Here is a 21,399-nt window from a genome sequence, read left to right on the forward strand (position 1 = left end):
AGGACGAACCCCACAGTGCAGACGCATGACATCCGGAAGCGCTTTCTGGACCATTTCATCAAGGCCGGGCACACCGAGGTGCCGAGTGCCTCGTTGCTGCTCGACGACCCCAACCTGCTGTTCGTCAACGCCGGCATGGTCCCGTTCAAGCCGTTCTTCCTGGGTGAGCAGACCCCGCCGTACTCCCGGGCGACCAGCGTCCAGAAGTGCGTCCGGACCCTGGACATCGACGAGGTGGGCATCACCACCCGGCACAACACCTTCTTCCAGATGGCCGGGAACTTCTCCTTCGGCGACTACTTCAAGCGTGAGGCGATCACCTTCGCCTGGACGCTGCTGACCGGCAGCGTGGCCGACGGCGGTTTCGGCATCGACGCACAGAAGCTGTGGCCGACTGTGTACCTCGACGACGACGAGGCCGAGGCCATCTGGCGCGACGAGATCGGCGTGCCCGCCGAGCGCATCCAGCGACGCGGGATGAAGGACAACTACTGGTCGATGGGCGTGCCCGGTCCGTGCGGTCCGTGTTCGGAGATCTTCTACGACCGCGGCCCCGCCTACGGCGTCGAGGGCGGTCCCGAGGCCGACGAGGACCGCTACATCGAGATCTGGAATCTCGTCTTCATGCAGAACGTCCGCGGCCCCGGCGGCGGCAAGGACAACTACGAGATCCTCGGGCCGCTGCCGAAGCAGAACATCGACACGGGCATGGGCGTCGAGCGCGTGGCCTGCATCCTGCAGGGCGTCGACAACGTCTACGAGACCGACCTGTGCAAGCCGATCATCGACCTCGCGGCGGAACTGTCCGGTCGGGCGTACGGCGCCGGTTCGCACGATGACGACGTCCGGTTCCGCGTCGTCGCCGACCACGCCCGCACGTCGGCCATGCTGATCGGCGACGGTGTGCTGCCCGGCAACGACGGCCGGGGATACGTCCTGCGTCGTCTGCTGCGTCGGGTCGTGCGGTCCATGCGCCTGCTCGGTACCGGCGACAATCAGCCGACCATGGGCACGATCATCGGCAAGGTCATCGATCTCATGGCGCCGTCGTATCCCGAGCTCGAGACACAGCGTCGGCACATCGTCGACGTTGCGGTGGGTGAGGAGACCTCCTTCTCCAAGACCCTCGCCGCGGGTTCGAAGCTGTTCGCCGACGCCGCGACCGCCACCAAGAGCGCGTCACGCACCACCATCAGCGGCTCCGACGCCTTCACCCTGCACGACACCTACGGTTTCCCGATCGACCTCACCCTCGAGATGGCGGCCGAGGCCGGTCTCGCCGTCGACCAGGAGGGCTTCACCGCCCTCATGGCCGAGCAGAAGCAGCGTGCCAAGGCAGACGCCACCGCCCGCAAGACCGGTCACGCCGACCTGAGCGTGTACCGCGACTTCCTCGACCGCGGGCCGACCGAGTTCACCGGATTCGACGAACTCGTCTCGGAGGCACGGGTTCTCGGTCTCGTCGCCGATGGTGCTCGACTCCCGGCGGCGTCGGCCGGCCAGGAGCTGACCGTCGTCCTCGACCGCACCCCGCTGTACGCCGAATCCGGCGGTCAGATGGCCGATGTCGGCACGATCACCACCGGTTCGGGTGTCCGCATGTCGGTCACCGACGTGCAGAAGGTCGGAAAGTCGGTGTGGCTGCACAAGGTCCGCATCGACGAGGGCGAGATCGAAGAGGGCGACGAGGTGCTCGCTGCCGTCGACACCGCCTGGCGGCACGGCGCCACCCAGGGCCACTCGGGCACCCACATGGTCCACGCCGCGCTGCGCGAGGTCCTCGGCCCCGGCGCCACCCAGGCCGGTTCGCTGAACCGCCCGGGCTACCTGCGCTTCGACTTCAACGCCACCGGCCCGGTCACCGAGGCCCAGCGCCGCGAGATCGAGGAGATCAGCAACGCCGCTGTCGAGGCGAACTACCAGGTCAACACCTTCGAGACAGGTCTGGCCGAGGCCAAGGCCATGGGCGCGATGGCGCTGTTCGGCGAGAACTACGGCGACCTCGTACGCGTCGTCGAGATCGGCGGGCCCTTCTCGATGGAACTGTGTGGCGGTACGCACGTCGCGTCGTCGTCGCAGATCGGCCCGATCACGCTGATCGGGGAGTCCTCGGTCGGTTCCGGTGTCCGGCGCGTCGAAGCGTATGTCGGCATGGACTCGTTCCGCTTCCTGTCGAAGGAGCGGGCGCTGCTCGCCGGCCTGGCCTCGTCGCTCAAGGTGCCCTCAGAAGAGGTGCCCGGACGCGTCGAGCAGCTCGTCACCAAGCTCCGCGACGCCGAGAAGGAACTCGACCGGGTGCGCGCCGAGGCGGCCCGCGCCGCGGTCTCCGGTCTCCTCGACGCCGCGAGAACGGTCGGTGCCACCCTCGTGGTCGAGGGGCGGGTGCCGGGGCTCGACGCCAACGGCCTGCGCTCGGTGGTGACCGACCTGCGCGGCCGGGTCGCCGACCGGCAGGCCGTGATCGCTCTGTTCTCGCCGAGCGGTGACGGCCCGGATGCCAAGGTGCCGTTCGTGATCGCGACCACCGCCGCCGCGCGCGACGCCGGGATCAAGGCGGGCGACCTCGTGAAGGAGGTGGCCCCGCTGGTGGGTGGCCGTGGCGGCGGCAAGCCCGATCTCGCCCAGGGCTCGGGTACCGATCCGGCCGGGATCGACGCCGCGCTCACACGTATCCGCGAGTTCGTCGGCTGATGCCGGACCCGCAGCCCCTGCCGGACGGGCCCTCACGGCCCCGCGGTCGACTCCTCGGCATCGACGTCGGGAGTGTGCGCATCGGGGTCGCCGTCTGCGACCCCGACGGCATCCTGGCCACGCCGGTCGAGACCGTCCGTCGAACCCCTTCGAGCACAGCCGATCTCGATCGGATCGCAGAGCTCGTCGCGGAGTACGAGGTGCTCGGGGTGGTCGTCGGCTTGCCGAAGACGCTGAAGAACACCGCGGGGGCCGCCGCCGACACCGCGCGCGAGTTCGGTGACCGGCTCGCCGACCGCATCGCGCCGGTGGCCGTGCAGTGGCAGGACGAACGTTTCACCACGGTGACCGCGCAGCGGGCCCTCCATGCGAGTGGGAGGTCGGTGAAGTCGTCGCGCGGGGTGATCGACCAGGCGGCCGCGGTCGCTATTCTTCAGGGATGGCTCGATGCGCGACGGTGAATCAGGCGACCCCTCAACAGAGTCGGGAGAGGACCCTTCGGTGACCGAGGATCGGCGTCGCACTCGACACCGGGACAGCCAGGGGCGCCGAGCCGAGGGCATGGATCCCGAGCGCCTGCGGTACTTCACCCAGTCGACGGAGGGCTCACCGCACACCCGGCATCGCCGGCGCCGCGCGGGTCAGGCGCCCGCGGACCCGGCCGGACGCCGGCCCGCACCACCCGCGATACCCCCGGCCGAGCAATCACGGCCGGTGCCTGACGCGTCCCGGCCCCGCGCCACGCCGGTCCGGATCCCGCCCGGAGAGGCGCCCCCGATGGCCCCGCCCCGATCGGAGGCTCCGCCCCGCCCCGATGCACCCCCTCGTCCGGAGGCGCCCACGCGTTCGGTGGCACCCCCGCGTCCGGAGGCGCCCACGCGCCCGGCCCCGCCTCGCGCGACGCCGCCGGCCACCCGGTCGGTGACCCCGCCGCCCGCGCCCCCGAGGAGTGCACCCGTCGAGGAGGACGACCTCGACACCGACTTCACGATGGCCCGCCCGCACGCGCAGGTCCCGTCGTACCGCGACGAGGTCGACCACGACGACGCCCGGACCCGTTCGTCGCAGGCTCGCGGGATCGAGACGCCGGACGACGACTGGTGGCCCGGAGTCGACGACGTCGAGCCGGCCCAGCAGACCCGACGCCCTCCGCGTCGCAGCCGCAAGAAGCGACGCATGGTGCTGGTGCTGGCCCTGGTCTTCATGCTGGCGCTGATCACCGGCGTCGGCTACTACGGGCTGCGGGCCACCGGAATGCTCGAGTCGCGCAAGGACTATTCCACCGCCGCAGGCGCGGGTGATGTCGTCGTCGACATCCCCGACAACTCGACGCTCGCCGACTTCGGTCGCATCCTCGTCGACGCTGATGTGGTCGGCAGTGTGCGCGCATTCGTCGACGCAGCCGACGGTCAGCCCATCTCGGGCGGTCTGTACAAGATGCGCACCCAGATCCCCGCCAGCACGGCCGTCGAGATGTTGACCGACGACGGGGCCCAGCACCGCGTCGGTCGCGTGGTGATCCCGCCGGGCCTCCAGCTCGATTCGAAGACCGGTGTCGACGGCAAGGTCACACCGGGCATCTTCCAGCTGATCGAGAACGCGACCTCGTTCTCCGTCAACGGTCAGCAAGAGGGTGTCACCGTCGCCGACCTCGAGAAGGCGGCCGCCGACGCCACCCCGGAGGAGCTCGGCGTACCGGAGTGGGCACAGCGGAACGTCAGCGAGATGACCGGTGATCACCGGCGCATCGAGGGCCTCATCGCACCGACGACGTGGGAACGCGTCGAGCCGGACCACACCGCGACCCAGATCCTGCAGGAGCTGATCTCCCAGAGCGGCGCGATGTTCCAGCAGTGGGGTCTGGTGGATCGCAACAACTCCGGGCTCGATCCGTATCAGACACTGATCGCCGCGTCGATCGTGGAACGCGAGGTGCGTCACGTCGAGGACGCGCCGAAGGTCGCACGCGTGATCCGCAACCGACTCGACCGGGATCAGTTGCTGCAGATGGACTCGACGCAGAACTACACCGCCGACATCACCAACATCGACGTGCACGGCGAGGCGTACAAGGCCGACAACGAGTGGAACACCTACCGGTACAAGGGGTTGCCGCCGACCCCGATCGCCGCCGTGGGCGTACCCGCACTGGAGGCCATGCTCGATCCGGCGCCGGGATCCTGGTTGTACTTCGTGACCGTCGACACCGCCGGGACCACGTTGTTCGCGGACACCTTCGAAGAACACAAGCGCAATCGCGAGGTCGCCTGCCGGAACAAGCTGGTGGCCACGGGATGCAGTCAGTGAGCAGCGTGCCCGCCGTGAACACCGCGCCCGCCCACACCCGATCGCCGTACGGCGATCATCGGCGCGCTGCGGTCCTCGGCTCTCCGATCGCGCATTCACGTTCGCCGCGTGTGCATCTCGCGGCATATCGCGCCCTCGGGCTCCTCGACTGGGGTTACGACCGGATCGAGTGCACGCCAGATCAGTTGCCCGGGATCGTCTCCGGGGCCGATCCCGAGTTCATCGGTTTCTCGGTCACGATGCCGAACAAGCTGGCGGCGCTCGAGTTCGCGACGGAACGGACTGAGCGCGCCGAGCTCGTCGGTTCGGCCAACACCCTGGTGCGCATCGACGGCGGATGGCGGGCCGATTGCACCGACGTCGACGGGATGGCCGGGGCACTGACCGACCTCGCCGTCGATGCCGACATCGCGGGCGGCGCGTCGCCGGTCGCCGTCGTCGTCGGCGCCGGCGGGACCGCGCTCCCGACGGTTCTGGCGCTCGCCGGTGCCGGCGTCACCGATCTCACCGTCGTCGCGCGCGATTCCCGACGCGCCGCAGCGGTCCTCGGGCTGTGCGAGCGGCTGGGGGTCGCCGGCAGCGTGTCCGCGTTCGAGACCGGTCCCGATCTGGATCGCGCGTGCAGCGGCGCGGCCGTCGTCGTGTCGACGGTGCCGGCCCCGGCTGCCGCGACACTGGCGGCGTCGGTGGCGCGGGCCCCCAAAGTGGTCGATGTGATCTACGACCCGTGGCCGACGCCGCTCGCGACCACCGTGGCCGCCGCCGGCGGGCGGGTCGTCGGGGGGCTGGTCATGCTCGTCAACCAGGCCTTCCGCCAGGTCGAACTGTTCACCGGACTGCCTGCCCCTCGAGACGTGATGGTCGAGGCGCTCACCACCGCCGGCTGATCGGCACCCGGACCCTCCACAGGTATCACCGGTTGGGGATGGACGACAGTCGGTTGTCGCTGGAGACGGCACGATTCGTCGATGGCCGAGATCACCATTCTGTTGTGGCTGATCGCCATCGCGGTCACCGACGTACGCACCCTGCGAATCCCCAACCGTCTCGTCTGGCCGGGAGTCTGGGCGGTGACGGCGCTGGGTGTGGTGCACCCGGAACCCGCACTGGCCGCCCTCGTCGCCGCCACGCCCTACGCGCTGTGCTTCGGCAGGCGGTGGTGTGGGGGAGGTGACGTCAAGCTCGCCGCGGTCTGCGGTGGTCTCACGCTGCGGTGGGATGCGGCCCTGCTCATGGTCGCGGTGGCCGCGACCCTGTCGTTGGGCCTCGTGGCCTACCGTGCCGTGACCCGCCGAGACACCATCGTCCACGCCCACGGACCGGTCCTCGTTTCCGCGACCGTCGTCGTCGCGGGCCTCCTGTGAGGTCTCGTCGGCGCCGCCGTCGGCCCGGCCGGACCCGCATGGAACAATCGATCACTGTGTTGCGCTGGATAACTGCCGGAGAATCCCACGGACCTGCCCTGGTCGCCATCGTCGAGGGCATGGTGGCCGGCGTCGAGGTCACCTCATCGGACATCGCCGAACAGCTGGCGCGCCGTCGCCTGGGCTACGGCCGCGGTGCGCGGATGAAGTTCGAGGCCGACAAAGTGACCGTGCTCGGCGGGGTCCGCCACGGCGAGACCATGGGCGGTCCGGTCGCGATCGAGATCGGCAACACCGAGTGGCCCAAGTGGGAAACCGTGATGGCGGCCGACCCGGTCGACGCCGCCGAACTCGAGGGGAGCGCCCGCAACGCGCCGCTCACCCGTCCCCGGCCCGGGCATGCGGACTACTCCGGCATGCTCAAGTACGGTTTCGACGACGCGCGTCCGGTGCTCGAGCGGGCGAGTGCCCGCGAGACCGCAGCCCGTGTCGCCGCCGGTACCGTCGCCCGGAATTTCCTTCGCCAGGTCCTCGGTATCGACGTCGTCTCCCACGTCATCTCGATCGGCGCCAGCGATCCCTACGACGGCCCGCCGCCGCGCATCTCCGACCTGGAGGCCATCGACGCCAGTCCGGTCCGCGCCTTCGACGCAGACGCCGAAGCGTCGATGATCGCCGAGATCGAGGCTGCGAAGAAGGACGGTGACACCCTCGGCGGCGTCGTGGAGGTCGTCGCGACCGGTGTGCCCGTCGGCCTGGGCTCGCACGTCAGCGGCGAGACACGTCTTGACGCGCGCCTGGCCGCGGCTCTCATGGGCATTCAGGCGATGAAGGGTGTCGAGGTGGGCGACGGTTTCACCACCGCCCGGCGTCGTGGCAGCGAGGCGCACGACGAAATGGTCCCCGGCGCCGACGGCGTCCTGCGGTCGACCAATCGTGCGGGCGGTCTCGAGGGAGGCATGACCAACGGCGAGGACCTGCGGGTGCGGGTGGCGATGAAGCCCATCTCGACGGTGCCGCGTGCGCTCTCGACGGTCGACATGGCCACGGGCGAGACCGCGAGCGCGATCCACCAGCGCTCCGATGTGTGCGCAGTGCCCGCTGCGGGTGTGGTGGCCGAGGCGATGGTCGCGCTCGTCGTCGCGCAGGCGGCGCTCGAGAAGTTCGGGGGCGATTCGGTCACCGAGACCGCGGCGAACCTCCGTGCCTACCTGGCCGCCGTCGAGGCGCGGCCGCCGCGCGCATGACACAGCCCCCGACCCCGACGACCCCGTCCCCGACGCGGGCGACGACGGGGAGGCGTCCGGCAGCGGTGCTGATCGGCTTCATGGGGGCCGGCAAGTCGACGGTCGGCCGCGTGCTCGCCGACCGGCTCGGTGTCGACTTCATCGACACCGATGTGGAACTCGTCCGCCGCACGGGGCGCAGCATCCCGGAGATCTTCGAGTCCGACGGAGTGGCAGCCTTCCGGACGATCGAGGAGAACGTGGTCACCGACGTCCTGGACAACCACGGTGGCGTGGTCTCCCTCGGCGGCGGTGCGGTGACGACTCCCGGGGTGCGCGACGCGCTGACCGATCAACGGGTCGTCTACCTCCGCGTCTCGCCCGAGCGTGGGTATGCGCGGGTCTCCGGAACCGACCGTCCGCTCCTGGCGGCCGCCGACCCCGCTGCGCGCTACGCGGAACTGCTCGCCGAACGAACTGGGACCTACACGTCGGTGTGCTCGTTCGAGGTGGACGCCGATGCCGATCCCGACACCGTCGCCGACGCCGTCGTCGTGCGACTCGCCCGCGAACTGATGTGAGGAAGCCGATCATGTCCGAACCAGACCAGACCGGGGCCGACCAGGCCGGAACCGACCCCATCGCGATCCGGGTCAACGCCGGCGCTCCCTACGACGTGACGATCGGCCGCGGTCTCCTCGGTGAGGTCGCCGCCGCCGCTACGGGCGCCGACCACATCGCCATCCTGTATCAACCGCCCCTGGCCAAGACAGCCGAACAGGTGCGGGAATACCTCGCGGGCAAGGGATTCGACGCCCATCGGGTCGAGATCCCCGACGCCGAGGCCGGCAAGGACCTGTCCGTCGCATCCTTCTGCTGGGAGGTGTTCGGCCGCATCGGACTCAAGCGCAACGACAAGGTCATCAGCCTCGGCGGTGGCGCGGCGACCGATCTCACCGGCTTCGTCGCCGCGACGTGGATGCGCGGCATCGGCGTGATCCACATCCCGACGACGCTGCTCGCGATGGTCGACGCGGCCGTCGGCGGCAAGACCGGAATCAACACCGAGGCCGGGAAGAACCTGGTCGGCTCGTTCCATGAGCCCGACGCGGTCCTCATCGACATCGGCACCCTGGAAACGGTGCCGCGCAACGAGATCGTCGCCGGCCTCGCCGAGGTCATCAAGACCGGCTTCATCGCCGACCCGACGATCCTCGACATCATCGAGGCCGACCCCGAGGCCGCGCTGGATCCGACCGGACCGGTGCTGCCCGATCTGATCCGCCGTTCGGTACAGGTGAAGGCGGACGTGGTGTCGGCCGACCTCAAGGAGTCCTCCCTACGGGAGATCCTCAACTACGGGCACACACTCGGGCACGCGATCGAGCGTCGCGAGCGCTACCGCTGGCGTCACGGGGCCGCTGTCTCGGTGGGTCTGGTCTTCGCGGCCGAACTCTCGCGTCTGGCCGGGCGTCTCGACGACGCGACCGCCGACCGTCACAAGCGAGTCCTGGAACTCGTCGGGCTGCCCACGACCTACGATCCCGACGCGTTCGGCGATCTGCTCGAGGGGATGGCGGGGGACAAGAAGAACCGCTCGGGTGTGCTGAGATTCGTCGTGCTGGACGGCCTGGCGAAGCCGGGCCGCCTCGAAGGGCCGGACCCCGGCCTGCTCGCCGCGGCCTATTCGGCGGTGGCCGGCGGCGCGCCGGCCGGCACCTCGATACTCCTCTGACCGCGACACTCCGGTAGCCGGGTACCCGTTCAGCCGCGTCACCCGTCGCGGCTGAACGACCGGCGTCGGCTCAGCGGATCTGCTGGGTCGGCGCGTCGTCGGCGGTGGAGTCGCGGTGGGTGCCGTCTCCGTGATCGGCATGCCGATCCTCGTGAACCGACCAGTCGTCGTCGGACGCGCTCTTGTTCTGCTCGCGGCGGATGAGCCAGCGGCCGATCGCGGCACCCACGAAGGCCGGGACGAAGACGAGCAGGGCGGTGAACGAGGCCCCGGCGATTAGCTCGATGAACAAGCTGGCCTGGCCGATGCCCGCGAGCACGACGGTGCCGAGAATCCAGGAGATCAGGCCCGCGAGTACGCCAGCCAGAACGCCCGCCTGCAGCCACCGGACCGTCAGATCCTCGTAGTCGTCGGGATCGGGGTTGGCGCGGGCGTCGCGAATCCCGTCGTAGCCGCCCCACAGGATCGCCACGAGTACGACGGCGGCGATCGCGATGGTTCGCCAGACGGTGGAGTTGAGGGGTGCCTGCACCACCGCCACTCCGAGCAACACACGGGCGAGGACGTGAACGGCGGTCATCGTCAGACCGCGCACCAACCACGAAGACATGCGCGTCATACTACGCACCACGGTGGTGACTGCGGACACACCTGGTCGATGTCGTGGTTCGCCCGGGGCGGGCGCTCGCCGTAGCGTGGCAGGGTGCCGATCAACCACGACACCGCAGGCCGACGTGACCGCCTCCGGTCGCAACTCCGATCCGCCGACGAGCCGGTCTCGGCCCTCGTCGTCTCCGACCTCGTCAATGTCCGATATCTGACCGGCTTCACCGGTTCGAACGCGGCCGTCCTGATCGACGCCGACGATCCGGCGGCCGACCGGGTGGCGACCGATGGCAGATACATCACGCAGGTCGCCGCCCAGGTGCCCGACGTCGCACCGATCATCGAGCGAGCCTGCGTTCCGGCTCTCGTCGACCACGCGCGCACGGCCGGTGCAAGACGCATCGGCTTCGAGGCCGACACCGAGACGGTCGCGGCCCATCGCGCGCTGGCCGCCACGCTCGACGGGTCGGGGATCGAGCTCGTGGGCCTGTCCGGGACCGTGCAGCGGCTACGCGCGATCAAGGACGCGCATGAGGTCGCCCTGCTGCGGGCGGCGTGCGCCATCGGCGACGCGGCACTGGCCACCATCATCGCCGACGGTGTTCTGCGTGCCGGTACCACCGAACGGGAGGCCGCCCGGGCGCTCGAGTGGGAGATGTACCGGCTCGGCGCGGACGGGATCGCCTTCGAGACGATCGTGGCCGCGGGAGCTCATTCGGCGATTCCGCATCACCGACCCACGCACACGGCGCTGGCCGACGGGGACTTCGTCAAGATCGACTTCGGCGCCGTCGTCGCCGGATATCACTCGGACATGACGCGCACGTTCGTCCTCCGTCGTGCGGCGGCCTGGCAGCGCGATCTCTACGAACTCGTGGCGACCGCGCAGGAGGCGGGCCGCAAGGCCCTGGCCCCCGGCGCCGAGCTGCGGGCCGTCGACGCCGCTGCCCGCGACGTCATCGCCGACGCGGGCCGGGGCGAGTATTACGTGCACGGCCTGGGCCACGGGGTGGGCCTGGAGATCCACGAAGCGCCGGGGATCGGCAAACTCGCGGCGGGTACACTGCCTTGCGGTGCAGCGGTCACCGTGGAGCCCGGTGTGTACCTGCCCGGATGGGGCGGGGTCCGGATCGAGGACACACTGGTGGTCACCGAGGGTGACCCCGACCTGCTGACCGCCACCGACAAGACATTCACCGTCATCTGACTGCAAGGGAACGAATACCACATGGCATCCACCGCCGACTTCAAGAACGGCCTCGTGCTGCGCATGGACGACCAGCTCTGGCAGATCATGGAGTTCCAGCACGTCAAGCCGGGCAAGGGTCCCGCGTTCGTGCGCACCAAGATCAAGAACGTGCTGAGCGGCAAGACCGTGGACAAGACCTTCAACGCGGGCGTCAAGGTCGAGACCGCAACCGTCGATCGTCGTGACATGACCTTCCTCTACAACGACGGCACCGATTACGTGTTCATGGACTCGCAGGACTACGAGCAGTTCTCCCTCTCGCCGGCCACCGTCGGCGACGGCGCGCGCTTCCTGCTGGAGAACATGACCGTGCAGGTGTCGCTGAACGAGGGCAACCCGCTGTTCGTCGAGCTGCCGGTCACCGTCGAGCTGATCGTCGCCCAGACCGATCCCGGCCTGCAGGGTGATCGCTCCACCGGCGGCACCAAGCCCGCCACCCTCGAGACCGGCGCCGAGATCCAGGTCCCGCTGTTCATCAACACCGGCGACAAGCTCAAGGTCGATTCGCGCGACGGCAGCTACCTCGGCCGCGTCAACTCCTGACCTGTGAAACAACCCGGAACCCGACACAAGGCGCGGCGTCGCGCCGTGGATCTGCTCTTCGAGGCGGAGGCCAAGGGCGTCAGTCCCGCCCAGCTGGTCGCCGAGCGTCGTGAGTATGTGCGATCGGACGAGAGCGTGGGCTCCATCCACGATTACACCGCGACCGTGATCCAGGGTCTGGCCGACGATCAGTCCCAGATCGATGCGGTCATCTCGTCGTACCTGCGCGACTGGACCCTCGAGCGGCTCCCCGCCGTCGACCGCGCCATCATGCGCCTGGCGACCTGGGAGCTGTTCAACTCCCTCGACGTCGACACGATCGTCGTCGTCGACGAGGCGGTGGAGCTCGCCAAGGAGCTGTCGACCGACGACTCGCCTGCCTTCGTCAACGGCGTGCTCGCCAAGATCGCCGAACTCGCCCCTCAGGTGCGGGCAGCTGCCTCCGCCGAGCCCGGCGGGGCCGCACCCGGAGGACCGGAGCACAACTGAACCGCGCCGGGTGTGGCGTACGTCGCGGGAATTCGTGGGCGTCGCCGCCCGGTGTAGAGTGTCGCGAGACAGACATCCTTTAACGATCCGTCCTGCGAGGCGGAGAAGGAGGTCGGCTTTGGCCAGCCCCGCTCCCAGGGTGCTGCTCGATGCCGCTGACGTGTCGCGCACGATCGCTCGTGTCGCGCACCAGGTGATCGAGAAGACTGCCCTGGACTCGCCCGACGCACCCCGCGTCGTTCTCATCGGAATCCCCACTCGCGGAACATCTCTGGCGACCCGGCTGGGCGCCAGGATCGGCGAGTTCTCGGGTGTCGACGTGCCCGTGGGTTCGCTCGATATCACTCTCTATCGCGACGATCTCCGAGGCAAGCCACACCGGCCGCTCGAACGGACCGTGGTGCCCGTCGGCGGTGTCGACAACGCCGTCGTGATCCTCGTCGACGACGTCCTGTTCTCGGGGCGGACGGTGCGCGCGGCACTCGACGCGCTGCGCGACCTCGGGCGCCCGGCAGCGGTGCAACTCGCCGTCCTCGTCGACCGCGGTCATCGCGAACTGCCGTTGCGCGCGGACTATGTCGGCAAGAACATCCCGACCGCACGCGACGAGCAGGTCTCGGTGCATCTCGTCGAACACGACGGCACCGACGAGGTCGTGCTCGGTTCGGCGTCGAAATCGACTACGACCGAGAGTGATTCGTGATGCGGCATCTGCTCTCGACGCAGGACCTGAGTCGTGAGGACGCCACCGCGCTTCTCGACGACGCCGAACGCTTCGAGCAGGCGCTCACCGGCCGCGAGGTCCGCAAGCTCCCCACACTTCGCGGTCGCACGGTCATGACCGTGTTCTACGAGAACTCCACCCGCACCCGGGTCTCGTTCGAGGTCGCGGGCAAATGGATGAGCGCCGACGTCATCAACGTGAGCGCCTCGAGTTCGTCTGCGGGCAAAGGGGAGTCGCTGCGCGACACGGTGAAGACCCTGCACGCCGCCGGTGCCGATGCGCTGATCGTCCGGCACCCGGCCTCGGGTGCGCCGGCCCAGATCGCCGACTGGACCACCTCTCCCGAGGGCGACGGTCCCGCGGTGATCAACGCCGGTGACGGGACACACGAACATCCCACCCAGGCGCTGCTCGACGCCCTGACCCTGCGGCAGCGCCTCGGCTCGCTCGACGGGCGCCGCGTCGCGATCGTAGGAGACATCGTCCACTCCCGGGTGGCACGTTCCAACGCGCACCTTCTCTCGACACTCGGCGCGGAGGTCGTTCTGGTCGCGCCACCGACACTGCTGCCGGCCGGGGTCGAGGAGTGGCCGGTCAGGGTGTCGGGCAGCCTCGACGCCGAACTCGCCGCCGTGGACGCCGTGATGATGCTGCGCGTCCAGGCCGAGCGGATGAACGGCGGGTTCTTCCCCAGCGCCCGCGAGTACGCGGTCCGCTTCGGACTCAACGACCGTCGGCTCTCACTGCTGTCCGATGACGCCGTCGTCCTGCATCCGGGACCGATGTTGCGCGGTATGGAGATCGGCTACTCGGTGGCGGACTCGCCCAAGGCCGCCGTGCTCGAGCAGGTCCGCAACGGCGTGCATGTGCGTATGGCGGTGCTGTTCCGTCTGCTCGTGGGCTCCGATTCCGCGGGAGCCCACCTATGACCCCCCACGAGACCGTTCCAGGAGTTGAGAAGTGACCGCCGCCACCGGACCCGTCCCGCCGACCGGGTCCGTCCTGCTCACCGCCGTCCGACCCTACGGCGAAGGAGATCCCGTCGACGTCCTCGTCGTCGACGGCGTCATCTCCGAGATCGCTTCCGGCATCACGGTTCCCGACGACGTGGAGGTGATCGACGGCGACGGTGGCGTGCTGCTGCCCGGTTTCGTCGACCTGCACACCCACCTGCGCGAACCGGGGCGTGAGGACACCGAGACCATCCGGTCGGGTTCGGCGGCCGCCGCGCTCGGCGGTTACACCGCCGTGTTCGCGATGGCCAACACGAGTCCGGTCGCGGACAACTCGACCGTCACCGACAACGTGTGGCGCTCGGGTCGCGAGGTCGGGCTCGTCGACGTCTACCCGGTCGGTGCGGTGACCGTCGGTCTCGAGGGCCGGGAGCTCGCCGAGATGGGCATGATGGCCGCCGGTGCCGCCGGAGTACGGATGTTCAGCGACGACGGCAAGTGCGTCGACGATCCGCTGCTCATGCGGCGCGCGCTCGAGTACGCCACCGGGCTGGGCGTCCTCATCGCCCAGCACGCCGAGGAACCGCGTCTGACGGTCGGTGCCGTCGCGAACGAGGGGCCGACCGCGTCCCGACTGGGCCTCGCGGGATGGCCGCGTGCGGCCGAGGAGTCGATCGTCATCCGCGACGCGCTGCTCGCCCGCGACGCCGGAGCACGCATCCACATCTGCCACGCCTCGACCGAGGGCACCGTCGAACTGCTGCGCTGGGCCAAGGATCAGGGGATCGCGATCACCGCGGAGGTGACACCGCATCACCTGCTGCTCGACGACTCCCGGCTCGAGACGTACGACCCGATCAACAAGGTGAACCCGCCGTTGCGCGAGGTCCGCGACAAGGAGGCGCTGCGGCAGGCGCTGGCCGACGGAATCGTCGACTGTGTGGCCACCGATCACGCGCCCCACGCCTCGCAGGAGAAGTGCTGCGAGTTCGCCCAGGCCAAGCCCGGCATGCTCGGCCTGCAGACGGCGCTGCCGATCATCGTGGAGACGCTGGTGAAGCCGGGTCTGCTCGACTGGCGCGGCGTGGCCCGTGTCATGAGCGAACGGCCCGCGCAGATCGTCGAGCTCGCCGACCAGGGACGACCCATCGCGGTCGGGGAGCCGGCGAACCTCACGGTGGTCGATCCGCAGGCTTCGTGGGTGGTGCGTGGTCGCGAGCTGGCGAGCCTGTCGGACAACACCCCGTTCGAGACGATGACGATGCCGGCCTCGGTCACGGCCACCGTGCTGCGCGGGATCGTCACCGCACGCGACGGGCAGGTCACCCGATGAGCATCGCATCGAGGCGCGGGACGATCCCGGCACTCCTCGCGGTGCTGGTGGTGGCCTCGGTGATCGCCACCGTCTCCGGATACGGCAAAATAGTCTTCAACGCGTGGTTCATCGGAGTGGTCGCACTCCTCGCGATCGGTGTGCTGTCGGTCTTCTACCTGCTGGCGACCGGCAATCGGAAGAAGGTCGCGGAGCAGGAAGCCGTGATCGGTGAGCTGCCCGTGTGCCCCGCGGACCCGGGTGTGGTCCTGCGAGGCCCGGACACCGGCCTGTACCTCGGCAGCACGCTCGCACCGAGCTGGCAGAACCGGGTGACCGTGGGCGACATCGGCGATCGGGCGTCGTCGGTGCTGACCGAATTCGAAAGCGGCGTCCTGATCGCCCGCCAAGGCGCGAGCGACATCTGGATACCCCGCGAATCGATCACCGCGGTCCGCACCGAACGCGGCATCGCGGGCAAGGTGATGACCGCCGACGGAGTGCTTGCGATCCGCTGGGTGTTGCCCAGCGGCACCGAGATCGACTCCGGCGTACGCGCGGACGACAAGACGATCTATCCCGGCTGGGTGCACGCCTTCGCCGGGCAGCAGGACAGTGGACATGGGCCACAGGGACAAGGGGCACAGGAATGAACACAGCGGTCTTGGTGCTGGAGAACGGCCAGGTGTTCACCGGCCGGAGTTTCGGCGCCGTCGGCGAGACCCTCGGCGAGGCGGTGTTCTGCACCGCGATGACCGGGTATCAGGAGACCTTGACCGATCCGAGCTACCACCGGCAGATCGTCGTGGCCACCGCGCCGCAGATCGGGAACACCGGTTGGAACGACGAGGACGGCGAGAGCACCGGCAGTGCCGGCAGCACCGACCTCGACGGTGACTCGGGCAAGATCTGGGTCGCCGGGTACGCCGTGCGCAACCCCACCCGTCGCGTCTCCAACTGGCGTGCGACCACCTCGCTCGAGGACGAACTGACCAAGCAGGGGATCGTCGGGATCGGGGGTATCGACACCCGTACCGTCGTGCGCATCCTGCGCGACCACGGTTCGATGAAGGCGGGCATCTTCTCCGGTCCGGCGCTCGCCGACAAGGACGAACTGATCGACCGGGTGCGCAACCAACCGGACATGAAGGGCGCCCGTCTCGCCGACGAGGTGACCACCAGCGACGGCTATGTCGTCGAACCCATCGACCAGCAGCGGTTCACCGTGGCCGCCATCGACCTGGGGATCAAGACCAACACGCCCCGCATGTTCGCCGAACGCGGAGTGCGCACCCATGTGCTGCCCGCGACCGTCGCGCTCGAGGCGATCGCCGACCTCAAGCCCGACGGTGTGTTCCTGTCCAACGGTCCGGGCGACCCGGCCACCGCCGACGACGTCGTGGAACTCACTCGTGGAGTCCTCGGCCAGGACATCCCGCTGTTCGGCATCTGCTTCGGCAACCAGATCCTGGGCCGCGCGCTCGGCCGCTCGACCTACAAGATGAAGTTCGGGCACCGCGGCATCAACATCCCGGTCGTCGATCACGCCACCGGCAAGGTCTCGATCACCTCGCAGAACCACGGCTTCGCTCTCGAAGGCGAGGCGGGGGAGGAGTTCGACTCCGACTTCGGCCGCGCCCGGGTCAGCCATGTCTGCGCCAACGACGGCACCGTGGAGGGCGTCGAGTTGCTCTCCGGTCGCGCCTTCTCCGTGCAGTACCACCCGGAAGCGGCCGCCGGACCCCACGATGCCGCGTATCTGTTCGACAAATTCGTCACCCTGCTCGAGGGCGACGAAGCAAGAGGAACGAGGGCCTGATGCCGCGTCGCGAAGACATCAACCACGTCCTGGTCATCGGCTCCGGACCGATCGTCATCGGCCAGGCCTGTGAATTCGACTACTCCGGGACCCAGGCGTGCCGCGTGCTCAAGGCCGAAGGCCTGCGGGTGTCGCTGGTGAACTCCAACCCGGCGACGATCATGACCGACCCGGAGTTCGCCGACGCCACCTACATCGAGCCGATCACGGCCGAGTACGTGGAGAAGGTCATCGAGGCCGAACGCGACGCCGGACACCCCATCGACGCGGTGCTGGCGACCCTCGGCGGTCAGACCGCGTTGAACACCGCTGTCGCACTGCATGATCGGGGTTCGCTGGAGAAGTACGACATCGAACTGATCGGTGCCGACTTCGACGCGATCCAGCGGGGCGAGGACCGCCAGATGTTCAAGGACATCGTCGAGAAGGTCGGAGGCGAGAGCGCGCGGTCACGCGTGTGCCACACCATGGACCAGGTGCGCGAGACCGTCGCCGAGCTCGGTTTCCCCGTGGTCGTACGACCCTCGTTCACGATGGGCGGCCTCGGTTCCGGCATGGCCTACGACGATGCGGATCTCGACCGCATCGCCGGTGGCGGTCTGGCCGCATCGCCGACGGCGAACGTCCTCATCGAGGAGTCGATCCTCGGCTGGAAGGAATACGAACTCGAGCTGATGCGCGACAACCGCGACAACGTGGTGGTCGTCTGCTCGATCGAGAACCTCGACCCGGTCGGCGTGCACACCGGTGACTCGGTGACGGTCGCCCCGGCGATGACGCTCACCGACCGCGAGTACCAGATCATGCGCGATCTCTCGATCGACATCCTCCGCGAGGTCGGCGTCGACACGGGCGGCTGCAACATCCAGTTCGCCCAGGACCCGCGCGACGGCCGGCTCGTCGTCATCGAGATGAATCCACGGGTGTCGCGGTCGTCGGCGCTGGCGTCGAAGGCCACCGGCTTCCCGATCGCGAAGATCGCCGCGAAGCTCGCCATCGGCTACAGCCTCGACGAGATCGTCAACGACATCACCAAGGAGACCCCGGCCTGTTTCGAGCCGACGCTCGACTACGTCGTGGTCAAGGCGCCGCGGTTCGCGTTCGAGAAATTCCCGGGCGCCGACGACACCCTCACCACCACGATGAAGTCGGTGGGTGAGGCGATGAGCCTCGGCCGCAGCTTCGCCGAGGCTCTCGGCAAGGTCATGCGTTCGCTGGAGACGAAGGCCGGTGGATTCTGGGCCGAGCCGAACCGCCCCGACCCGGCGACGGTCGATCTGCCCGCGCTGCTCGAGGACATCAAGACCCCGAAGGACGGTCGGCTGTACAAGCTGATGCTGGCCTTCGACGCGGGCGCGACGGTCGAGGACCTGTACGAGGCCACCGCCATCGACCCGTGGTTCCTCGCCGAGATCGGTGGCATCGCCGCGCTCGGTGCGGAGATCCGCGACGCCGACACCCTCGACGAGGCTTTACTCCGCGAGGCCAAGTCCACCGGCTTCTCTGACCGCCAGATCGCTGCTCTGCGTTCGGATTTCGCCGACGAGGCAGCCGTACGCGCCCATCGGATCGGGCTGGGGGTGCGTCCGGTCTACAAGACGGTGGACACCTGCGCGGCCGAGTTCGAGGCGAAGACGCCGTACCACTACTCCAGCTACGAGCTCGATCCCGCGGCGACCAGCGAGATCGCACCGCAGACCGAACGGCAGAAGGTCCTGATCCTGGGGTCGGGGCCCAACCGCATCGGACAGGGCATCGAGTTCGACTACTCGTGTGTGCACGCCGCGCTGACGCTGTCGGAGGCCGGATACGAGACCGTGATGGTCAACTGCAACCCGGAGACCGTGTCGACGGACTACGACACCGCCGATCGCCTCTACTTCGAGCCGCTGACCTTCGAGGACGTGCTGGAGGTCTATCACGCGGAGTCGCAGTCGGGCACCGTCGCCGGCGTCATCGTGCAGCTCGGCGGTCAGACGCCGCTCGGCCTGGCGCACCGGCTCGAGGAGGCCGGTGTACCCATCGTCGGTACCAGTCCGGCCGCCATCGACCTGGCCGAGGACCGCGGCGAGTTCGGCAAGGTCCTCACCGCCGCCGGGCTGCCGGCACCGGCGTTCGGGACCGCGACGAGCTTCGCCGAGGCTCGTGACACCGCGGCACGCATCGGATACCCGGTGCTGGTCCGGCCGTCGTACGTCCTCGGTGGGCGCGGCATGGAGATCGTCTACGACGAGAAGTCCCTGGAGGACTACATCTCTCGCGCCACCGAGCTGACCCCGGATCACCCGGTGCTCGTCGACCGGTTCCTCGAGGACGCGGTGGAGATCGACGTCGACGCCCTGTGTGACGGTGACGAGGTCTACATCGGCGGCGTCATGGAGCACATCGAGGAGGCCGGCATCCATTCCGGCGACTCCGCGTGTGCGCTGCCGCCGGTGACGCTCGGGCGCGCCGACCTGGAGATGGTGCGGAGCTCGACCGAGGCGTTGGCCAAGGGCATCGGCGTGAAGGGGCTGCTCAACGTCCAGTACGCGCTCAAGGACGACGTCCTCTACGTGCTGGAAGCGAATCCTCGTGCGAGCCGGACGGTCCCGTTCGTGTCCAAGGCGACCGCGGTGCCCCTTGCCAAGGCGTGTGCCCGGGTCATGCTCGGTGCATCGATCGGGGAGCTGCGCGAGCAGGGCATCCTCCCCGCCACCGGCGATGGGGGCGAGGCCCCGGCCACCGCACCGATCTCGGTGAAGGAAGCGGTCCTGCCGTTCAACCGGTTCCGGCGACATGACGGAAGCGGCGTCGACAACCTGCTGAGCCCCGAGATGAAGTCGACGGGTGAGGTCATGGGCATCGACGCCGACTTCGGACGCGCCTTCGCCAAGTCGCAGACCGCTGCCTACGGATCGCTGCCCACGAGCGGCAAGATCTTCGTGTCGGTGGCCAACAAGGACAAGCGGGCGCTGATCTTCCCGGTCAAGCACCTCGCCGATCTCGGGTTCGAGATCCTGGCCACCGAGGGCACCGCGGACGTGTTGCGTCGCAACGGGATCAAGTGCGAGACGGTGCGCAAGCACTTCGAGGCCGCCGACGGTCAGCGCACGATCGTCGACATCATCCGGGCCGGCGAGGTGACGATGGTCATCAACACCCCGTACGGCAATTCCGGTCCGCGCGTCGACGGCTATGAGATCCGGAGCGCGGCGGTATCGGTCAACATCCCGTGCATCACCACGGTGCAGGGGGCCAGTGCTGCGGTGCAGGGCATCGAGGCCGCGATGACCGGCGACATCGGCGTCCGGTCGCTGCAGAACCGCCACGCGGACCTGGCCGGCCGGTCGTGACCGAGGCGTCCGGCTTCGGCGCCCGTTACCGGCGGGCGGTCGCAGAGCGCGGACGCCTCTGTGCCGGCATCGACCCGCATGCCGAACTACTCGAGGAGTGGGGGCTGCCGGTCACGGCCGACGGCCTGGCGCGGTTCGCCGACATCTGCGTCGCCTCGCTGGGGCCGGTGGCCGCGGTGATCAAACCGCAGGTCGCGTTCTTCGAGCTGTTCGGGGCGGCCGGGTTCGCGGTGCTCGAACAGGTCATCGCGGGCTGCCGTGATGCGGGTGCGCTCGTCATCGCCGACGCCAAGCGAGGTGACATCGGTTCGACGATGGCGGCCTACGCGCAGGCGTGGCTGTCCGCGTCGTCGCCGTTGTGCGCCGATTCGGTGACCGCATCGCCGTACCTCGGCTACGAATCCCTCCGCCCCGCGCTCGACCTCGCCCGTGAGGGCTCGCGCGGAGTGTTCGTGCTGGCGCGGACATCCAACCCGGAGGGCGGAGGCATCCAGCGTGCGCGGACGGGGGAGCGGACCGTCGCGCAATCGATCGTCGATGCCGCGGCGTCCGAGAACGCCGACGGCAGCGCCACGGCGGGGCTGGTCGTCGGAGCCACTCGTGAGCACGGGCTCGACCTCGCGAATCTCCGCGGCCCCATCCTGGCGCCGGGCCTGGGCGCACAGGGTGCGACCGCCGCCGATCTACCGGTGGTGTTCGACGGTGCCGACCCTGGTTGGGTGCTGCCCGCCAGTTCTCGCGGGGTTCTCCGCGCCGGGCCGGACCCGGCCTCGCTACGCGACGCGTTCGTCCGCACACGGGACGATGTCGAGGCGGCTCTGGGCTGAGTGTTCGCGGTGGGCCACCATCGCATCGCGCCGCCCTGTGATGCCACTGCGCACGCCGGGGTCGTCGTGCTCACTCGCGAGTTGAGATTGCTCACACCGGTCGAGCGGGGGAGCCCTGCGCTCCACCGTCGACAACGGCCGGCTCATCCCGCGACACGCGCGGTGCGGCGTGCAATTCCCGACGATCTCCGACACATCACACTTGTCACACGCGTCTCA

19 protein-coding genes are annotated in these 21,399 nt (G+C 69.1%); 18 read left to right on the forward strand and 1 reads right to left on the reverse strand.

Annotated elements, in window-relative coordinates:
- The first annotated feature begins 15 nt into the window (after positions 1-15).
- From alaS to aroB, 8 genes are all read left to right on the forward strand, one after another.
- Complete coding sequence (gene alaS, locus ACSUZC_RS11075; protein WP_439032814.1) at positions 16-2,691, forward strand: alanine--tRNA ligase; 2,676 nt, start codon at positions 16-18, stop codon at positions 2,689-2,691.
- Positions 2,691-3,152: a Holliday junction resolvase RuvX gene (gene ruvX, locus ACSUZC_RS11080; RefSeq protein WP_439032815.1), complete on the forward strand. Its 462-nt coding sequence runs from the start codon at positions 2,691-2,693 to the stop codon at positions 3,150-3,152. Before alaS ends, ruvX begins: the two co-directional genes overlap by 1 nt.
- A complete protein-coding gene (gene mltG / locus ACSUZC_RS11085) occupies positions 3,139-4,998 on the forward strand; it encodes an endolytic transglycosylase MltG (RefSeq protein WP_439032816.1) in 1,860 nt (619 codons plus the stop codon). The genes ruvX and mltG overlap by 14 nt, the downstream gene beginning before the upstream one ends.
- The gene (locus ACSUZC_RS11090) at positions 4,986-5,885 is read left to right on the forward strand and encodes a shikimate dehydrogenase (RefSeq protein ID WP_439032817.1); all 900 of its coding nucleotides are present in this window, start codon (positions 4,986-4,988) and stop codon (positions 5,883-5,885) included. The genes mltG and ACSUZC_RS11090 overlap by 13 nt, the downstream gene beginning before the upstream one ends.
- An 81-nt stretch (positions 5,886-5,966) precedes the next feature.
- Positions 5,967-6,362: an A24 family peptidase gene (locus ACSUZC_RS11095; protein ID WP_439032818.1), complete on the forward strand. Its 396-nt coding sequence runs from the start codon at positions 5,967-5,969 to the stop codon at positions 6,360-6,362.
- Between the two features lie 38 nt (positions 6,363-6,400).
- Positions 6,401-7,609 (forward strand): chorismate synthase, encoded by a 1,209-nt coding sequence (aroC, locus tag ACSUZC_RS11100; protein WP_439032819.1) that lies wholly within the window; start codon positions 6,401-6,403, stop codon positions 7,607-7,609.
- Positions 7,606-8,169, forward strand: a complete 564-nt coding sequence (locus tag ACSUZC_RS11105) for a shikimate kinase (RefSeq protein ID WP_439032820.1) — start codon at positions 7,606-7,608, stop codon at positions 8,167-8,169. Before aroC ends, ACSUZC_RS11105 begins: the two co-directional genes overlap by 4 nt.
- 11 nt (positions 8,170-8,180) lie before the next feature.
- Positions 8,181-9,323: a 3-dehydroquinate synthase gene (aroB, locus tag ACSUZC_RS11110; protein ID WP_439032821.1), complete on the forward strand. Its 1,143-nt coding sequence runs from the start codon at positions 8,181-8,183 to the stop codon at positions 9,321-9,323.
- Positions 9,324-9,393: 70 nt separating this feature from the next.
- Here the strand turns inward: aroB and ACSUZC_RS11115 are convergent, their stop codons facing one another.
- The gene (locus ACSUZC_RS11115; protein WP_439032822.1) at positions 9,394-9,933 is read right to left on the reverse strand and encodes a B-4DMT family transporter; all 540 of its coding nucleotides are present in this window, start codon (positions 9,931-9,933) and stop codon (positions 9,394-9,396) included.
- A gap of 93 nt (positions 9,934-10,026) precedes the next feature.
- Here ACSUZC_RS11115 and ACSUZC_RS11120 point away from each other — a divergent pair, with 93 nt between their 5' ends.
- The 10 genes from ACSUZC_RS11120 (at position 10,027) to pyrF (ending at position 21,180) form a co-directional block, all read left to right on the forward strand.
- Positions 10,027-11,136: a M24 family metallopeptidase gene (locus ACSUZC_RS11120; protein ID WP_439032823.1), complete on the forward strand. Its 1,110-nt coding sequence runs from the start codon at positions 10,027-10,029 to the stop codon at positions 11,134-11,136.
- A 21-nt stretch (positions 11,137-11,157) separates the two neighbouring features.
- Positions 11,158-11,721, forward strand: coding sequence for an elongation factor P (efp, locus tag ACSUZC_RS11125; RefSeq protein WP_238422303.1), 564 nt, complete (start codon positions 11,158-11,160; stop codon positions 11,719-11,721).
- 3 nt (positions 11,722-11,724) lie between these two features.
- Entirely contained in the window at positions 11,725-12,210 is a 486-nt protein-coding gene (gene nusB / locus ACSUZC_RS11130) for a transcription antitermination factor NusB (protein WP_439032824.1), read from the forward strand.
- A 118-nt stretch (positions 12,211-12,328) separates the two neighbouring features.
- A complete protein-coding gene (gene pyrR, locus ACSUZC_RS11135) occupies positions 12,329-12,913 on the forward strand; it encodes a bifunctional pyr operon transcriptional regulator/uracil phosphoribosyltransferase PyrR (RefSeq protein WP_439032825.1) in 585 nt (194 codons plus the stop codon).
- Positions 12,913-13,863, forward strand: a complete 951-nt coding sequence (locus ACSUZC_RS11140) for an aspartate carbamoyltransferase catalytic subunit (RefSeq protein ID WP_439032826.1) — start codon at positions 12,913-12,915, stop codon at positions 13,861-13,863. The genes pyrR and ACSUZC_RS11140 overlap by 1 nt, the downstream gene beginning before the upstream one ends.
- Before the next feature lie 31 nt (positions 13,864-13,894).
- A complete protein-coding gene (locus ACSUZC_RS11145; RefSeq protein ID WP_439032827.1) occupies positions 13,895-15,220 on the forward strand; it encodes a dihydroorotase in 1,326 nt (441 codons plus the stop codon).
- Positions 15,217-15,852 carry a PH-like domain-containing protein gene (locus ACSUZC_RS11150; RefSeq protein WP_439032828.1) on the forward strand — a complete coding sequence of 212 codons (636 nt, stop codon included), beginning with the start codon at positions 15,217-15,219 and terminating at the stop codon, positions 15,850-15,852. Before ACSUZC_RS11145 ends, ACSUZC_RS11150 begins: the two co-directional genes overlap by 4 nt.
- On the forward strand, positions 15,849-17,018 hold the full coding sequence (gene carA, locus ACSUZC_RS11155; protein WP_439032829.1) for a glutamine-hydrolyzing carbamoyl-phosphate synthase small subunit: 1,170 nt from the start codon (positions 15,849-15,851) through the stop codon (positions 17,016-17,018). The genes ACSUZC_RS11150 and carA overlap by 4 nt, the downstream gene beginning before the upstream one ends.
- Positions 17,018-20,353: a carbamoyl-phosphate synthase large subunit gene (gene carB, locus ACSUZC_RS11160; RefSeq protein ID WP_439032830.1), complete on the forward strand. Its 3,336-nt coding sequence runs from the start codon at positions 17,018-17,020 to the stop codon at positions 20,351-20,353. The genes carA and carB overlap by 1 nt, the downstream gene beginning before the upstream one ends.
- Positions 20,350-21,180: an orotidine-5'-phosphate decarboxylase gene (gene pyrF, locus ACSUZC_RS11165; RefSeq protein WP_439032831.1), complete on the forward strand. Its 831-nt coding sequence runs from the start codon at positions 20,350-20,352 to the stop codon at positions 21,178-21,180. The genes carB and pyrF overlap by 4 nt, the downstream gene beginning before the upstream one ends.
- The last annotated feature ends 219 nt before the right edge of the window (positions 21,181-21,399 follow it).

Origin of the sequence: Gordonia terrae (assembly GCF_051789125.1) — a bacterium.
GTDB lineage: Bacteria > Actinomycetota > Actinomycetes > Mycobacteriales > Mycobacteriaceae > Gordonia > Gordonia terrae_A.

Coding starts and splice junctions, on each gene's coding strand:
- ACSUZC_RS11105 (WP_439032820.1), top strand. CDS start 7,606: ATGACACAGCCCCCGACCCCGACGACCCCGTCCCCGACGCGGGCGACG.
- aroB (WP_439032821.1), top strand. CDS start 8,181: ATGTCCGAACCAGACCAGACCGGGGCCGACCAGGCCGGAACCGACCCC.
- efp (WP_238422303.1), top strand. CDS start 11,158: ATGGCATCCACCGCCGACTTCAAGAACGGCCTCGTGCTGCGCATGGAC.
- mltG (WP_439032816.1), top strand. CDS start 3,139: ATGCGCGACGGTGAATCAGGCGACCCCTCAACAGAGTCGGGAGAGGAC.
- ACSUZC_RS11115 (WP_439032822.1), bottom strand. CDS start 9,933: ATGTCTTCGTGGTTGGTGCGCGGTCTGACGATGACCGCCGTTCACGTC.
- ACSUZC_RS11095 (WP_439032818.1), top strand. CDS start 5,967: ATGGCCGAGATCACCATTCTGTTGTGGCTGATCGCCATCGCGGTCACC.
- carA (WP_439032829.1), top strand. CDS start 15,849: ATGAACACAGCGGTCTTGGTGCTGGAGAACGGCCAGGTGTTCACCGGC.
- ACSUZC_RS11090 (WP_439032817.1), top strand. CDS start 4,986: ATGCAGTCAGTGAGCAGCGTGCCCGCCGTGAACACCGCGCCCGCCCAC.
- ACSUZC_RS11150 (WP_439032828.1), top strand. CDS start 15,217: ATGAGCATCGCATCGAGGCGCGGGACGATCCCGGCACTCCTCGCGGTG.
- ruvX (WP_439032815.1), top strand. CDS start 2,691: ATGCCGGACCCGCAGCCCCTGCCGGACGGGCCCTCACGGCCCCGCGGT.
- ACSUZC_RS11140 (WP_439032826.1), top strand. CDS start 12,913: ATGCGGCATCTGCTCTCGACGCAGGACCTGAGTCGTGAGGACGCCACC.
- carB (WP_439032830.1), top strand. CDS start 17,018: ATGCCGCGTCGCGAAGACATCAACCACGTCCTGGTCATCGGCTCCGGA.
- aroC (WP_439032819.1), top strand. CDS start 6,401: ATGGAACAATCGATCACTGTGTTGCGCTGGATAACTGCCGGAGAATCC.